The organism is Kouleothrix sp. 19917 (genome assembly GCF_057073505.1).
In genome coordinates this window covers 6,524,624-6,540,680 of sequence record NZ_CP097099.1, presented here as the reverse complement: position 1 = coordinate 6,540,680, position 16,057 = coordinate 6,524,624, and the positions used below count along the sequence as shown (strand labels likewise).

The 16,057-nt window shown below is 62.9% G+C and carries 15 protein-coding genes; 5 read left to right on the top strand and 10 right to left on the bottom strand.

The features are described from left to right. Window positions 1-262 precede the first annotated feature (262 nt). Window positions 263-724, top strand: coding sequence for a GNAT family N-acetyltransferase (locus tag M1P90_RS26495; RefSeq protein WP_483698612.1), 462 nt, complete (start codon window positions 263-265; stop codon window positions 722-724). 62 nt (window positions 725-786) lie between these two features. On the opposite strand, the gene M1P90_RS26490 is transcribed toward M1P90_RS26495, so the two are convergent. The 10 genes from M1P90_RS26490 to pdxR form a co-directional block, all read right to left on the bottom strand. Beyond that, a complete protein-coding gene (locus M1P90_RS26490; RefSeq protein ID WP_483698611.1) occupies window positions 787-1,152 on the bottom strand; it encodes a cupin domain-containing protein in 366 nt (121 codons plus the stop codon). A gap of 152 nt (window positions 1,153-1,304) precedes the next feature. Beyond that, window positions 1,305-1,715 carry a DUF2000 family protein gene (locus M1P90_RS26485; RefSeq protein WP_483698609.1) on the bottom strand — a complete coding sequence of 137 codons (411 nt, stop codon included), beginning with the start codon at window positions 1,713-1,715 and terminating at the stop codon, window positions 1,305-1,307. Window positions 1,716-1,987: 272 nt separating this feature from the next. Next, window positions 1,988-2,812: an AraC family ligand binding domain-containing protein gene (locus M1P90_RS26480; RefSeq protein ID WP_483698608.1), complete on the bottom strand. Its 825-nt coding sequence runs from the start codon at window positions 2,810-2,812 to the stop codon at window positions 1,988-1,990. A gap of 1 nt (window position 2,813) precedes the next feature. After that, on the bottom strand, window positions 2,814-3,878 hold the full coding sequence (locus M1P90_RS26475; protein ID WP_483698607.1) for a homoserine dehydrogenase: 1,065 nt from the start codon (window positions 3,876-3,878) through the stop codon (window positions 2,814-2,816). Window positions 3,879-4,034: 156 nt separating this feature from the next. Then, complete coding sequence (locus M1P90_RS26470) at window positions 4,035-4,736, bottom strand: HAD family hydrolase (RefSeq protein WP_483698605.1); 702 nt, start codon at window positions 4,734-4,736, stop codon at window positions 4,035-4,037. A 175-nt stretch (window positions 4,737-4,911) separates the two neighbouring features. Further along, window positions 4,912-5,886 carry a DMT family transporter gene (locus M1P90_RS26465; protein ID WP_483698604.1) on the bottom strand — a complete coding sequence of 325 codons (975 nt, stop codon included), beginning with the start codon at window positions 5,884-5,886 and terminating at the stop codon, window positions 4,912-4,914. A gap of 182 nt (window positions 5,887-6,068) precedes the next feature. Next, window positions 6,069-6,332, bottom strand: a complete 264-nt coding sequence (locus M1P90_RS26460) for a hypothetical protein (protein ID WP_483698602.1) — start codon at window positions 6,330-6,332, stop codon at window positions 6,069-6,071. 23 nt (window positions 6,333-6,355) lie between these two features. After that, the gene (locus M1P90_RS26455; protein WP_483704695.1) at window positions 6,356-6,844 is read right to left on the bottom strand and encodes an Lrp/AsnC family transcriptional regulator; all 489 of its coding nucleotides are present in this window, start codon (window positions 6,842-6,844) and stop codon (window positions 6,356-6,358) included. Window positions 6,845-6,925: 81 nt separating this feature from the next. Further along, window positions 6,926-7,711, bottom strand: coding sequence for a PhzF family phenazine biosynthesis protein (locus M1P90_RS26450; protein WP_483698601.1), 786 nt, complete (start codon window positions 7,709-7,711; stop codon window positions 6,926-6,928). An 86-nt stretch (window positions 7,712-7,797) separates the two neighbouring features. Next, window positions 7,798-9,273, bottom strand: a complete 1,476-nt coding sequence (gene pdxR, locus M1P90_RS26445; protein WP_483698600.1) for a MocR-like pyridoxine biosynthesis transcription factor PdxR — start codon at window positions 9,271-9,273, stop codon at window positions 7,798-7,800. Between the two features lie 214 nt (window positions 9,274-9,487). Here pdxR and M1P90_RS26440 point away from each other — a divergent pair, with 214 nt between their 5' ends. The 4 genes from M1P90_RS26440 (at window position 9,488) to M1P90_RS26425 (ending at window position 15,997) form a co-directional block, all read left to right on the top strand. Then, window positions 9,488-10,900, top strand: coding sequence for a UTP--glucose-1-phosphate uridylyltransferase (locus tag M1P90_RS26440; RefSeq protein ID WP_483698598.1), 1,413 nt, complete (start codon window positions 9,488-9,490; stop codon window positions 10,898-10,900). A 339-nt stretch (window positions 10,901-11,239) separates the two neighbouring features. Further along, window positions 11,240-12,478, top strand: coding sequence for a hypothetical protein (locus M1P90_RS26435; protein WP_483698597.1), 1,239 nt, complete (start codon window positions 11,240-11,242; stop codon window positions 12,476-12,478). 594 nt (window positions 12,479-13,072) lie between these two features. After that, entirely contained in the window at window positions 13,073-14,884 is a 1,812-nt protein-coding gene (locus M1P90_RS26430) for a peptide ABC transporter substrate-binding protein (RefSeq protein WP_483698595.1), read from the top strand. 99 nt (window positions 14,885-14,983) lie between these two features. Next, window positions 14,984-15,997, top strand: a complete 1,014-nt coding sequence (locus M1P90_RS26425) for an ABC transporter permease (RefSeq protein WP_483698594.1) — start codon at window positions 14,984-14,986, stop codon at window positions 15,995-15,997. Window positions 15,998-16,057: the final 60 nt, after the last annotated feature.

Sequence of the window (16,057 nt, the reverse complement as noted above, 5' to 3'; positions counted from 1 at the left end):
AGGTGATCACTCGTTCCCGGCAGGTGATCACTCGTTCCCGGCAGGTGATCACTCGTTCCCGGCAGGTGATCACTCGTTCCCGGCAGGTGATCACTCGTTCCCGGCAGGTGATCTGCGACTGACGGGCGGTGATCTCCCGTTCCCGGCAGGTGATCTGTCACTGACGGGCGGTGATCTCCCGTTCCCGGCAGGTGATCTGCGACTGACGGGCGGTGATCACTCGTTCCCGGCAGGTGATCTGCGATTCCCAATAGGAACAAGAATGGAAAACAAGAAGTACAGCTTTTCCGACGAGCCCGACGAGGCGCGCGAAGACTATGTGACAAACAAGCTTATTGACTTCAACCAGCCGCACGCCAGCCCGCTGTGGAAGCACCCGCCGCAGCCGCGCGCCCCGCTGCATGTGTATGCTGCCGATGCGCAGGGCGGGGTGGTGGGCGGGCTGATCGGGCGCACCAATGCCGTGCCCGAGTGGCTTGAGATCAGCGTGATCTGGGTGGACGAAGCCGCGCGCGGGCAGGGCATTGGGCGCCAGCTTATGCAGCGCGCCGAGGACATGGCGCGGGCGCGCGGCTGCCATTTCGCCCGCCTGAGCACCGCGAACTACCAGGCGCCCGGCTTCTACGAAAAGCTGGGCTACCAGCGCTACGGCACGCTGGCCGATTTCCCGCGCGGCGAGACCGATTATTACTACAGCAAGCGGCTGAGCGAAAACGACGAGTAGATGTTCGAGCCACAGAGCGCACAGAGTTCACGGAGTTTTGTTTCGAAATTCTGTGAGCGTGCTTAAATCCGCACGTCATTGGTGGCGGTGCGCTCGCCGCCTGCTTGCCCGGTGTTCAACACGCCCGTTGGCTCGATCAGCAGCAGCTTCACTTCCTGCTCGGCAAAGGGTTTGTGCTCCACGCCTTTCGGCACCACAAACATCTCCCCCGCCGCAATCTGCACAGCGCCATCACGGAAATCGATCCGCAGCGTCCCTTCCACCACGATAAAGGTCTCGTCGGTGTCGGGGTGATCGTGCCAGACAAATTCGCCCTGGAGCTTGACGACTTTGAACTGGTAGTCGTTCATTTCAGCAACGACTTTCGGCTGCCACTGCTCGCTGAACAGGCCGAATTTCTGCTGCAAATTAATCGCTGAATAGCTCATAGGTCTGCTCCTGTCTTTGGGAAAAGGGCTGTCAGCCTCAATTCAAAATCCCGAAATTCATCCACAGATTACACAGATGACGCAGATGAGAAACCTCATATCTGTGTAATCTGCGTCATCTGTGGATCGATCTCGTTCTCTACGAGCGCTGTTCACTCGTGCAGCGCCAGCCCCTTCACGACCTTATCGACGGCGTTGCGCGGGCCATGCATCGCCAGCCCAACCAGCCGCAGCTCGTCGGCTGGCACGGCGCGCACGGCCGCGCGGTTGGCTTCGTCGTGCCCGGTAGCAAATAGCTCCTCGGTGAAAATGGCGAGTGGCAGCTCGCGTCCGTGCGCGCGGCGATAGACCTCGCGCAGCTGCTCGGCGCTGCCCGCGAACACCAGCACCGGCTGGCGAAACATCGGCAGGTAGCGCGTGCCCGAGCCGTCGACATATGGCTCGCCAATGATGCCTTCCTGCGTGGCGGCGATGCCGCTCACCAGAAACGCGGTCATATTCAGCTTCTGCCATGTTGGCAGGTCGGCGCGCACCACCACGGCAATTTTTGTGTCAAAGCGCATTCGGTCCTCCTGGCTTGTCTGCACAGGGAAGCATAGCGCGGCGCGGGCCGGGCGTCTATCACGATCTTGCGCTTGTGGGTTGCCACCGGGGCGTATTGCATGCGCCTGTTGCAGGTTACGACGACGGACGGCTGGAATCTTCACCGCAAAGAACGCGAAGGGCGCAAAGGGTTGCAGGTTGGAAGGGTGCAAGTTTGAAAGTTGTAAGTCCGTGCCTACTGCCTACTGCCGCCTGCTTGGTTCTGCGGTTCTGCGGTTCTGCGGTTCCGCGCTCACCCGCCACGAAACGCGCCCGGCGTCACACCAATGATCTGGCGGAAGCGGCTGGTAAAGTGACTCTGGCTGCTGAATCCCGTCGCGTAGGCGACTTCGGCCAGGGGCGTGCCGGCGGCGAGCATGTGCTGGGCATGGCGGATGCGCACGCTGTCGAGGTAGACGTGTGGGGGTACGCCGGCAGCGCGGCGAAACACGCGCACAAGGTGGAAAGGGCTCAGGCCCACGTCGGCAGCGAGCGCCGCCAGTGTCACGCGCTCGGCGTAGTGCGCCTCGATATAGGCGCGCGCCCGCGCCACCGCGCGCGGCTCGGCCCCGGCAGCCGGCAGGGTCAGGCGGTCGCTGCCGTAGCGCTGCACCAGGGTGGTGAGCAGCGCCAGCCAGCGGCTTTCGCGCTCGATTGGTGCGGCTTCTGCGCCGATGGCGCCCTGCATGGCGCGCACCTGCCCGGCCAGCCCGGCATCGTCGATCCGCAGGGCCGGGAAGCGCGGCAGCCAGCCGGGGCGGCCAAACTCGGCCATCGCCTGCGCCATGTGATCGAGCGTGGGGTAGAGCGCACGGTAGGTGAAGCCTGCGGGAATGGCCGCCTCGCCGGTGTGCGGGTCGCCGGGGTTGAGCAGGATGAGCCCGCCCGGCGGCGTGGTGTAGGTGGTGTTGCGGCACCAGAACGACTGCGCGCCCGCTTCCACCAGCCCAATCACATAGTAATCGTGCCAGTGGCGCGCAAATGCGTAGGTGGTGAATTTCGCCTGCAAGGCATCCAGCCGCAAATCGGCGTCGTGGCGCAGGGTGCTCCATTCGGCAGTGGCGCGGGGCATCGGCATGTTACGGGCGCTGGGCGATTTCAATTGCGTCGCGCAGCATGGCAGCGGCCGTTGGCACCGGGCTGGTTTCCAGCGTGGTGACGCTCAGGCGGCCTGCGATGTCGGTGTGGTAGACAATCCCCATCTCGTCGCCGCTCATGCGCGCCAGCGGGTGGTCGGCGGGCAGCGCGGTTGGGCGCACGCTCAGGCGGAAATCGCCCATGGTGCGCTCGGCCAGGCACAGCAGCACAATCCGCTTGCCCTCTGCGCTGGCGGCCTGCAGCTCGTCCGCGCTGAGCTTGGCGATGCCGGTTACGTCCACATCTGCCAGCGTGGTCGGGCGCAGCAGCACGGCGTTCGCCAGAATCACGATCTTGTTTGCGGCATCCCAGCCATCGACATCCAGCGTCGGGTCGGTTTCGGCCAGGCCGCGCCGCTGCATTTCGGCCAGGGCGTCGGCGTAGCTGGTGCCCGCTTCCATCATACGCAGAATGCCCTGCGTGGTGCCGTTCAGCACCGCCTCGATCCGCTCGATCCGCGCGCCGGCCAGGTCGCGCCAGCCGATATTCACGCTGGGCATCGCGCCGCCCACGCAGGCGCTGAAGCGCAGCGCGCCACGCGGCTCGGGAGCGGGCACGCTTGCGTCGGCAGCCAGATCGCTCCAGGCGGCCAGCTCGGGGTAGGCCAGCGCCAGCGGGGCTTTGTTCGCCAGCACTACCGAAATGCCGCGCTCCAGTGCGGCGCGCGCAGTGCCCAGGCCGGGCTGGCCGTCCTTGAGGTTCACTGGCGTTGCTTCCATCAGCATTTCGGCGTCGAGCGCGCGCACCAGCGCAGTCGCATCCACGCCCGGCTGCCCGCCCGGCAGGCTGGCAACCTTCTGGCCGGCCTGTTTGGCAGCCAGCAGCGCGGCAATGTCGAGGCCGCTCGGGTCGCTGATCGCGCCGCTGGAGTCGGTCGCGCCGACCACGGCAAATTCAAGCCCATACTCGTCACGCAGCAGCGCGGCCTGCGATTGCAGAATGCCGAGCAGGCTGCGGCCGACATTGCCCAGCCCGGCCAGGATCAAACGTTGGCGTGCAATCGTCACGGGGTGCTCCTTCATGTGTGCGCGAGATGGGCGTATTGTATCACGCTGGGGAAAAAGAACCGAGAACCCAGAACCGGGAAAATTGAGCCACAGAGCGCACAGAGAACGCTGAGTACTGTTCTCTGTGCGCTCTGTGGCTCGGTTCACTACGTTCGACTACCCTTCCAGCCGCGCCAGCAGGGCCGGAAGCTCGCCCATACCCGCCAGCTCGTAGTAGCCGGGGTGCGCCTCGGGAGCGTTCGCGGCCTCGTGCGCCCAGGTCAGGTGGTAGGGGATGTAGACCGCGTGCGCGCCCAGCTCCAGCACTGGCAGAATGTCGGAGCGCAGCGAATTGCCAACCATCAGAAACTGCTCGGGCGCGATTGCATGACGGCGCAGCAACATCTCGTAGTTGGCGCGGTGCTTGTCGCTCACAATCTCGACGTGGCGGAAATAGCGCGCCAGGCCCGAGCGCTCGATCTTCACTTCCTGGTCGCGCAAATCGCCCTTGGTGATCACCATCAGCTCGTAGCTGCCGGCCAGCGCGTCAAGGGTTGCGGGCACGCCGTCGAGCAGCTCAACGTCGGCGGTGAGCATGGTGCGCGCCGCATCAATCAGTGTTTGAATGTCGTTCCCGCCAATGCGCCCCTCGGTCAGTTCCACCGCCGTCTCGATCATCGAGAGCGCAAAGGCCTTGATGCCATAGCCGAAATGCTGCAAATTGCGCATCTCGGTCTGGAACAGCCGCTCGTCGATCCACTCCGGGCTGTGGTACTGCGCCAGCAAGTCGCGGAAGGTCGTTTGGGCGGCGGCGTACAGGCGCTCGTTGTGCCAGAGCGTATCGTCGGCGTCAAACGCGATCATCGCAAAGCGCGACATAGCAATCCCTTTCCTCTTCTATAGCAGATTGCAAGTGATTTGAGCCACAGAGAACACAGAGAGCACCGAGTACGAGTCCAATCTCGTTGTCTTTTGTGGCTCAGCTAAATCGAAATGTGCGGTATTCTCATCCCCATCCCCCGTCTCCCATTCCCCATCCCCGCGCGGCACGCGCCTACGCATCCGCCAGTGCAGCGCGCGCCTCGGCTTGCTCGTTGGTCGCGCCATCGGCGGCCAGCAGGCGCGGCAGCACCGACGCGCCCAGGATCAGGCCAATGCCCAGCATCTGCGGCCATTCCAGCCGCTCGCCCAGCAGCGCCACCGCCAGCAGCACCGACACTGGCGCTTCGAGCATCACCACAATGCTGGCGATGCGGCCCGGCAGAAAGCGCAGCGCGATGGTGAACAGCGCATAGCCGCCCAGCGTCGGCCCGAGCGACAGGATGAGCAGCACGAGCCACGGCGCGGCGCTGCTGCCAACCGCCCGCACAATATTCGCGGTCTGCGCCGGGTCGGTGAAGCCAAGCGCGCTGCTGGCGAACCACAGGCCCAGCAGCACAATCGCGCCAAACAGCATCGTGTAGGCCAGCGAAGTCCACGGGCTGGTGCTTTGCACCGAGCGCTGGCTGTACAGCACATAGCCGGCGTGCGCCAGGCCGGTGCACAGGCCCACCAGCGTGCCGAGCCAGCTCACCCGCAGCACAGCCGGGTCGTAGGCGCGCACCAGCAGCGCCGCGCCGAATAAGGCAATTGCCAGCGCCAGCACCTGCGGCCAGCGGATGCGTTCGCCAAAAAACAGCCACGCGCCCAGCGTCACAAAGGTCGGGAAGGTGTAGATCATCACCACCGCCACCGACGCGCCGTTCAGCAGGATCGAGAGCACCCACAGCGCATGGTACACGCCAATCGAGATCGCGCCAACCGCCGCCAGGCCGCGCAGCTCGCGCCGGCCCACGCGCAGCAATGCTGGCCGCACCAGTGCAATTGCGGCAAAGCAGAAAACTGCAATAATCGCGTCGCGCCAGAAGGCGATTGCCAGCGCGGGCACGTGGTGTGTTTCGAGCAGGTACTTGATGCCCGGGCTGGTCGAGGCCCAGACAATCGCGGCCACGATGGTGAGGATGTAGCCGGTGCGCGGGTTGCGGTTCATATGCTTCCTTTATGGTGCCTGCGGCAGCAAGCTATTTTGGGCTTATTGTCACGAGTTACGCAGTGGCCAGCGTGGCCTGACTTCTGACTACTGCGAGAGCCCACAAACGCCCGAAGCTCCAAAGCAGCGCAAGGGTTGCTTTGGAGCTTCGAGCGATAAGGGCAAGGCTGAAGCGCGGGCGATTAGCCCAGCATAAGGCCAACAATCGTGATCATGAACAGCATCAGCATAAACGCCGGGATAACGTTCAGCGGGTTGCGCCAATCCCAGTTAAAGCGAATGTCGAGCGGCATGTGCGAGCCGTAGGTCGTCTGCGCGGTGTAGCGCTCGAACCAGTCCTGCTTGTTGGGCTGCTCGCCACGCGGGCGGCGCGGGCCACCGGTGCGGGCGCGCGGCTGAAGGGCAAGCGTGCTGTCTTCGGCGTAGGTGTGCGTAATCGTGGTCATTGGGGAGCCTCCTAATGTGCGAACTAGAGCGCACGTTCAGCGACTGCCGGCAGCGGCAGCGCGGTTGTTTCAAACGGTGACGACGTAATCAGATGGGTAAACGTGCGGCGCACCGACGGGTGGTTGCGCAGATGCACGTAGATCAGCTGTTCAAGCGTTTGCGGCGTGGCGGTGCGTACTTTCACAATAAAGCACCATTCGCCAATCGTCCGGTGGACTTCCTGCACGCCGGGCAGCCCAGTCAGAAATTCTTCAGTGTCGAGCAGGTCGCAGCCGGCGCTGGTTTCGACAAAAATGAACGATGTGACGGTGATGCCCAGGCGGATCGGGTCGACAATCGCCGCGTAGCCAAGAATGTAGCCGCGCTCTTCCAGCAGCTTGACGCGCCGCAGCACCGTGGGCGGCGCCAGGCCAACTTGCTGCGCCAGGTCAGCGTTCGACATGCGGCCGTCGCGCTGGAGCAGTTCGAGGATCTGCAGGTCAATCGTGTCGAGTTCTTCCATCGCAATCATCACTCACTTAGAAGTTCGTTTATTACAGTGATGATTGTAATATTCTTCTTTTATTTCAGCAATACTCCAAAAGTTGTAATTTTAGTACAATTTTATTACGCCCTGGAAGAATTTTACGGCATGGCCCGCAATCAGCACGCGCGTGCCGGCCTCGGTGCACCACAGTTCGCCGCCACGCGCCGAAATCTGGCGGGCATGCAGCTCGGTTTTGCCAAGCTGCGCGGCCCAGTAGGGCACCAGCGCGCAGTGCGCCGAGCCAGTCACGGGGTCTTCGGGGATGCCGGCGGCCGGCCCGAAAAAGCGCGAGACGAAATCGGCACTTTCGCCGCGTGCCGTCACAATCACGCCGCGCGCGTCGAGCTGGGCCAGCAATTCCAAGCGCGGCTGCACTGCGCGCACGGCCGCCTCGTTCGCCAGCACTACCATGTAATCCATGCCCCGGCGCACTTCCAGCGGCTCGGCACCCAAGCCTTCGGCCAGCAGCGGCGGGGCGGCGCACGGCTCGGTGGCGATGGCCGGGAAATCCAGCGTCAGGCGCGCGCCATCGCGCGTGACCGTCAGGCCGCCGCTGCGCGACGCGAACGTCACGCTGGTGCGGTCGGGCTCCAGCTCGGTGAAGAGCACAAACGCCGAGGCCAGCGTGGCGTGGCCGCACAGATCGACTTCCAGCACCGGCGTGAACCAGCGAATGCGGTAGTCGTCGCCCTCGCGTGCGAAAAAGGCCGTTTCGGCCAGGTTGTTTTCGGCCGCAATCGCCTGCATGGTCGCGTCGTCGAGCCATTCCTCCAGCGGGCATACCGCTGCCGGGTTGCCAGCAAACACGCGGTCGGCGAAGGCGTCGATCTGGTACATGGGGATAGTTGGCATGTCTTCCTCCTGTTTTTTTGGCACAGCGACGCCAGCGCGGGGCACGCGGGCCAGCGCGGGGCGCTATGCGAATGACGCGGTTTGGCTTATACGAGCGGTACGCACTCGGCCAGCGGCGGCACCATAAAGGCGCGGCGCGTGGTTTGCACGCTGATCAGCTGCCCGAGGATCTGCGCCGCCTCGGTGATCAGCTCGGGCGGCAGGGTGCTGAACGACAGGCGCATGAATGGCTGCGCTGGCGGGTCGATAAAGAAGACATCGCCCGGCGCGAAGCCCACGCCGCGCTCAATTGCCGCGAGGTACAGGTCGGTGACGGACGTGCCAGCCGGCAGCGTCACCCAGGTGCACAGCCCACCACGCGGCGTCGTCCAGTGAATGCCCGAAGGGAATGAGCGCGCCATCGCCGTGAGCAGCGCGTCGCGGCGCTCGCGGTAGCGCGGGATGGCGCGGCGCAGGTGCGCGGCCAGCCAGCCATGCTGGATGAACAGGGCCAGTGCGCGCTGCAGCAAGGGCGGCGAGCACAGATCGTCGGCCTGCTTGGCCATCACCAGCCGGTCGAGAAATTGCGGCCCGGCGACAATGTAGCCGATCCGCACGCCCGGGATCAGCGCCTTCGAGAAGCTGCTGATCATCAGCACCTGCCCGGTGCGGTCGCTCGCCTTGATGGTAGGCGGCGCACTTCCTTCATACACCAGCGCGCTGTAGATGTCATCTTCCACCACCGGCACGCGGTAGCGCTCGGCCAGCTCAAGCAGGCGCGCGCGGCGCTCGGCGCTCAGGCACACGCCGCTGGGGTTCTGGAAGGCCGGGATGGTGTAGATGAAGCGCGGCTGGTGTTCCTTTATCAGCGCCTCCAGCGCATCGACCTGCATGCCGTCTTCGTCCACCGGCACGCCAATCGGGCACAGCCGCTGCGCGTTCAGCACATTCAGCAGGCCCAGGTAGGTTGGCTGCTCGACCAGCACGGTATCGCCGGGGCGTGCCAGCGCGCGCCCAATCAGCGACATGGCCTGCGTCGCGCCCGAGGTGACCACAATTTCGTCGGGCGCAGCATTCAGCCCGCGCTCGCGCAGCAGGTCGGCCAGCGTTGTGCGCAGCAGCGGGTCGCCCTGCGATGGCGTATAGCTCAGCACGGCCGCGCCGCCCGTGGTCAGCGCCTCGTCGAGCGCCCGGCCAAACTCGCGCATGGGGTACAGGTCGGGCGAGGCGTCGGCCATTGCCAGCGAGCGCATGCCGGGCAGCCGCGCCAGGCGCACCATGTCGTTCAGAATGCTCGGCGTCGACAGGTCGCGGCCATAGTCGGTTTGCACGGAAATTGTCTCGCTCGGCGCAGAAACAAATGTGCCACGGCCCACCGTCGCTTCAACCCAACCACCCGACTGCAGCTCGCTATAGGCGGTATGCACCGTCAGGCGCGTCACGCCAAGCTGCACGGCCAGCTCGCGCACGGTGGGCAGGCGCGCGCCCGGCGGCAGTGCGCCCGAGCGAATGCGCCGCTGGATGTCTTGCGCGAGCTGCGTGTAGAGCGGCTGCGGGCTGTTTCGGTTGAGCGTGATCTGCATGGCGACCTCGGCTTGATGTGCATTGTACCGGCTTGTACCACTATTGTCTCACTGAAATCATTGTATGGGCGATTGTTCGCCCTGCATAGAGACAAATCGGGACGTATGCGGCAGGACAATATGGATGATTCATTTGTTATCTGGCGCGCCATGACCCCATGCTATAATTTTCATGGCGCGCTGCGCCACAAAAATTATAAAAAAGGATTGAACTATGCCGCTCGACAACACTGCTGATTTTGCTCCTTTTGAAGAACGAATGCGCGCCGAAGGGCTGCCGCAGATTGTGATTGATAACTTCCACTACTACTATGATGTGCTGGCCTCCGGCAGCGTCGGCATGATTCCGGAAGACACGATCATGCCGGTGTCGGCGGTGGCGGGCGTGGAAGAAGTGGCCGCCTACACCGAGGCTGGGCATGCCGCGCTGGGTCGCGCCGCCGTGCTGAAGCTGAATGGCGGCCTGGGCACGAGCATGGGCCTGGATCGCGCCAAGTCGCTGCTGGTCGCGCGCGAAGGCATGACCTTTCTGGATGTGATTGCGCAGCAGGCGCTAAGTTTTGGCACGCGCTATGGCACGGCAGTGCCGCTGATCCTGATGAACAGCTTCAACACCGACGCCGACTCGCGCGCGGTGCTGGCGCGCTACCCCGCGCTTGAGGGCCCCATCCCGCTCTCGCTGATGCAGAACAAAGTGCCCAAAGTGCTGCAAAGCACGCTAGGCCCCGCCGACTGGCCGGCCAACCGCAACCTCGAATGGTGCCCGCCCGGCCACGGCGAAGTGTATATTGCGCTGGCAACCTCGGGCATGCTCGACGCGCTGCTGGCGCACGGCTACGAATACCTGTTCATCTCCAACGTCGACAACCTGGGCGCGACGCTCGACCTGGGCATCCTGGGCTACGTGGCCGAGCACAATGTTCCCTTCCTGATGGAAGTGGCCGACCGCACCGAGGCCGACAAGAAGGGCGGGCATATTGCGCAACGGCTGGATGGGCAGCTCATCCTGCGTGAAGTCGCGCAGTGCCCCGAGGCCGATCTGCCAGCATTTCAGGACATCAAGCGCCACGCCTACTTCAACACCAACAGCATCTGGGTGAACCTGCCGCAGCTCAAGGCGCTGCTCGACGCCAACAACAACGTCATCAAGCTGCCCATGATCCGCAACGCCAAAACGCTCGACCCGAAGGATAGCCGCTCGCCAGGGGTATTCCAGCTCGAAACGGCCATGGGCGCGGCAATTGCCGTGTTCCCGGGCGCGCGCGTGCTGCGCGTCGGGCGCGACCGCTTTATGCCGGTGAAAACCTGCGACGACCTGCTGCGCCTGCGTTCCGATATCTACGCGCTCGACGAAGGCTTCCGGCTGGTGCAGGCCAACGACATCGCGCCCACGATTGTTGTGCTCGACAGCCGCTTCTACAAGCTGATCGACGACTTCGAGGCGCGTTTTGCCGCTGGCCCGCCGTCGCTGCGCGCATGCGCGCGCCTGACGGTCGAGGGCGATGTGGCCTTTGGCGCAGGGGTCGTGTGTCAGGGAACGGTGCATGTGCGCAACCGCAGTGCAGCGCAGGGCCACGTTCCCGCCGGCACCACCCTCAGCGGCGCGCGCGATCTGGGCGCGGGCTAGCCCGCTACGCAGCCCGCTCGTACCGGCCTGCTCAGCAAGAAATACACGAATAGCTTATTCTAATGCGGATTCGAGGGTGGCATTGCCATCCTCGAATTGCGTTTTTTCCACCCGCGTTGCGATTCGCACCGAATCAAATGCGCCGATGTCGTGTTAAAATTGTAAAGATATTGAACCATGACCGCAAAACCTGTGTGATAATAGTGAAGCGGTCTTACCTCACTCAGATCCAAGCGGATAATCGTCGTGCACCTCCGGGTGCAATTGCCGTTGCATGCCACACTCCCGGCCGAAGCTGACCGGGCGACATGCGCGGAACAATGGAGAGGAACAGCAACCTTGTACAACTTCCAGGGAACCGCCGCCGATGCTGCCGGTGGGTTGGCCAATGTTGGCCGCGGGAAGTTAGCGCCGCCCGCAGACGAGCGCGCCCATAGCCCACTTGCACGGGCAATCTGCCGCGATGCCCGGGCAAGCACATTTGGGGAACAACAGCTACTAAACCATATTCTTGAGGTTGTTCGTGGGGCTGGCTATGCGCTTCCCCGCGCGCTGATTGTTAACTACTATGTCGCGCTGAAAACGAACCCGTTTGTGATCCTGGCTGGCGCGGCCGGGCAAGGCAAGAAAGAACTTGCCCGCCTGTTTGCTGAAGCGCTGGTTGGGCGCGATAGCTCGCAGTATCTGCAAATCTCGCGAACGGGCTTGTGGGCCGGTGGCACCGGGCAAGATCAATACTACCAGTCGATGCAGGAGCAGTTCAGCTCGTGGCGCTTTTTGGAATTGCTGCAGGAAGCTGCTGCCCCAAGCAACCTCGGGAAAATCTATATGGTCTGCTTTGACGCCGTCTACCCAGCCGACCTTGAGTATTATTTCGATATGCTCCAGGTTGCCCCGGACGGCACAAAGTGGCTCAAGCTGCCGGGCTTCCCGCCCGATTGCCAGCCTGTTATCCCCCCAAATGTTTATATCACTGCGGTGCTCGACGCCGACGATGCCGGAACAACGCTTGGGCGCAATGTGCTGCGGCACGCTGGCCTGATCGAATTTCGTCTGCCGCCCGAAGATTGCCGGCCAGTGCTGCGTCTCGTTGCGGAGCCAGGCGTACCGCCCACCGGATATCAGCGGCTCTGGCAGCGCTCAGCGCTTCACAGCCTGGCAGAAGCGCGTGCGCGGCTGGCGAGTGTGCTTGGTGAAGAGCGCATGGCGCGGCTGCACTACTCGACGGATCTTGCCTTGCTGTTCTGGCGCAGTGGGCAGGCTTTGATGAAAGAAACGCTCGACGAGCTGACGATCTTTGTCGCCAATAGCTTCGACCAAGATGGGCGCGGCCTGTTCGACTCGGAAAACCCGCAGCGCAATGCCGAAATCGCTTACGACGCGCAGGTGATCCAGCGCACGCTGTGGCGGCTGAACGCATCGGGCGACGAAGAACTGCGGCGCGATTTGCTCGACTACCTCGATCGGCTTGCGCGCGACGGCGCGCCACGCGAGGAAGAAGCTCGCCGGGAACCCGTTCGTGGGGCTGGGGCGCAAACGCCGGGCACGCGGCCCTTTGCACAGCAAGCCGTGGCATAAATGATGCAGTGCGCTACGCCATACCCTTGCTCATCAGCACAGCGCGCCATAGTGAGAAGTACACTGGTGTTGGCGGTTTGACAAGCCGAAAACAGCGTGTTACCATTTGCGAACCGCTGGAGTGAGACCTCTTCAAATATGGCTGTGTCGAAGCGCAGGGTGCTTTGATTGACATGATGTCACATCAGGATCGCGAAGTCGACGACTTAGACTATATGCTGCGCGATGCCTTGCGACGCACCAACGACCCAGTGCCAAATCCTCAACGCGTGTTTGCGCAGCTTTGCCTGCGAATCGCAGCCGGCCGCCAGGCGCCATGGCGCGGGCGTTCGGTTGCAGCGCCGCTTGGGGATCACGCATACCTGACGGCATCGTACTGGTACCTGGCGCCGTTGGCGCGCATGGTGCACTAGGCGTTCACACAGCACATAGCGCGGTTCTAAACCGGATTACAGTCGTTACAACACATACCCAAGGAGGTCTTTCCGAAAGGAGGTGGCACCCGTCCGAGGTCTAGCTATCGTGCCGGCAATATGATCGTAGCTGGCCGATCGGTTTTTCTGAACAGACGCTTGTGAAAGGAGCTTGCTTCAGATGAAGCGAATGAACCTACGGAGCAGCTTTGTCGTTGCGCTGCTGCTCGCCCTCGTTTTGCCGATTCTTGCCGCCTGTGGTGGTGGCACGCCGGCTGCCGCCCCGACAGCAGCCCCGGCTGCTGAGGCCCCCACGGCCGCCGCTGCCGAGGCCCCCACGGCCGCCGCTGCTGAGGCGCCGACCGCTGCCGAGGCCCCAACTGCAATGGCTGAGGCGCCGACCGCTGCTGCCGCGACCGGTGGCCCCGATCCCGATGGCTACCTGCGCATGGCTGAGTCGGTGTGGCCGGATCAGCTCGACCCGCAGAAATCCTCGTTCTCGAACGAGATCGCGGTGCTGATCCTGAACTATGAGGGCCTGACCCGCTTCGACAAAGACCTCAAGACGGTTCCCGGCGCGGCCGAAAAGTGGGAAAGCAATGCTGACGGCACCGAGTGGACCTTCACGCTCCGCGATGGCCTGAAGTACAGCGACGGCTCGCCGCTGACCTCGACGGACTTCGCCGAGGCGATCTACCACTCGCTCGACCCGCACTCACCTGGCGACTACCAGGGCACCTACTTCATGATCAAGGGCGCCGAGGATATCATTGGCACCGAGATCCCGACCGACGAGGCCAAGCTGCCCGACCTGCAGAAGGCGCTGGGCATTGCAACGCCCGACGAGAAGACCATCAAGTTCACCCTGACCCAGCCGACGCCGTATTTCCCGACGATTATGGGCATCTGGGTGGGCTGGCCAACCAAGAAGTCGTCGTTCGAGAGCAGCGAAACCTGGTGGGAAGATGCCGCCATGCAAATTGGCAACGGCCCCTTCCAGATCACCAAGATCGACAAATCGGCCAACCTGATCGAGTACAAGGCCAACGAAAACTACTGGGCCGGCAAGCCCAAGATCGCTGGCGTGCGCTACACCTACATCGAAGACCTGGCGGTGGCGCTGCAGGCCTACAAGAACAACGAAGTCGACGTCATGATACCGGACGCGAACGACGTTCCGACGATCCAGGCCGACGCGACGATGGGCGCGGAGTTCAAGAGCTACGCCGGCGCCTGCACCTTCGGCTGGGAATTCAACCTGACGCGCGCTCCGTTTGATAACTTCAAGGTTCGCGAGGCATTCGCCTACGCCTACGACCGCGAGGGCTTCATCCGCGACGTCACCAAGGACACCTTTGTCAAGACCCTGACGTGGATCCCGCCGGGTTACCCTGGGTACGACGACAAGGAAACCCGCTACGACTTCGACGTTGAGAAGGCCAAGGCCGCACTGAGCGAGGCTGGCTTCCCCGATGGCGCTGGCTTCCCCGAGGTTAAGCTGACCTACGGCAGCAACAACCCGGCCAACCAGGCCCGCAGCGAATACCTGGTTCAGATGTACAAGAAGAACCTGAACGTCGACCTGGTGCTCGACCCGGTCGAGTCGACCACGCTAACCGCACTGCGCAAGGATCCTAAGACCTTCCCGCAGCTGGTGCGCGGCGGCTGGTGCGCGGACTACCCCGACCAGCAGAACTGGCTCAGCATCTTCTGGCACTCGCGCTCGGAGTTCGCCAAGAACATCAGCTACAAAGATCCTAAGGCCGATGAGCTGATGGACCAGGCCGACATTGAGCTCGACCCAGCCAAGCGTACCGAGCTGTACGCTCAAGCGCAGGTGCAGGTGATTTCGACCCTGCCGATCGTCATCTACGGCAACACCAAGAACATCTACCTGATCAAGCCGTGGGTGAAGGGTCTCGACTTCACGCCGCAGGACTCGGACGAGCCGGGTCTGATCACCGGCCTGGCGGGCGTTACGCTCGGCCAGTAGGATACGACAGACACTGGCGGCCCTTTCGAGGGCCGCCAGTGTTCAATAGAACAAGAAACGTACGTAGGTGCATGCGCCCGTACGACCGAGGAGCGTGTTATGCTGGCATTCATCATTCGCCGCCTGCTATGGGCCATCCCGGTATTATTTTTTGTGGCGCTGGTGTCATTCTTCTTGATGCATCAGGCCCCCGGTGGGCCGTTCGACCGCGATGGTGATAAGAAACAGGTCGACGGGGCGACGCTGAAAGCCTTGAATGCCCGCTTCGGCCTCGATAAACCACAGTATTTCAACCCGGCAGCAGCAAGCAAATTGTGGGAAAGCGGCGTGCGCAACCCCCTGGCAATCGGCCGCGCCTATTTAGACAGCCAATTTTTTAACTATGTGTTTAATGCCGCTCGCGGCGATCTTGGCCCTTCGTATCGCCAGCGCGGCAAGAGCGTTCAGGATATTATCCTCAAGCAGTGGCCCTATTCCCTGCGCCTGGGCCTGTTCGCCCTGACCTTCGCGGTGCTGGTTGGCATCCCGCTTGGTATCATTGCGGCGCTGCGCCAGAACTCAATTGTCGACTATATCAGCCTCTTCTTTGCCACAATTGGCGTGTCGGTACCAACGTTTGTGATTGGCCTGCTCGTCATTATTCTGTTTGGCACCACGCTGAAATGGATCTCGATCACGAATAACGACTGGAACACCTGGCGGCCCTATATCGCGCCGGGCCTGGTGCTCGGCCTTTCAACCATGTCGTTTATTACGCGCATTACGCGCAGCACCGTGCTTGAGATCAAGCGCCAGGATTACATTCGCACCGCCCGCGCCAAGGGCCTGAACGAGCGCATGGTGATCGTCCGCCATATTCTGCGCAATGCCCTCATCCCTGTGGTGACGGTGCTTGGCCCGGCGCTGGTTGACCTGATCACCGGCGCGGTGATCACCGAGTCGATCTTCAGCATCCCCGGCGTCGGTCGCTTCTTTGTCGACGCGATCTTCCAGCGCGATTACTCGATGATTATGGGTTCGACGCTGATTTACGCGACGCTGGTGGTGATGGCCAATATTGTTGTCGACCTGAGCTACGGCCTGCTGGATCCACGCATCCGCAGCCAGGGCTAGGCAAACGACGGCAGCGCAATAGTTTCGCGGCCGGTGCCCTGCGCCCGGCTGTTAACCAAG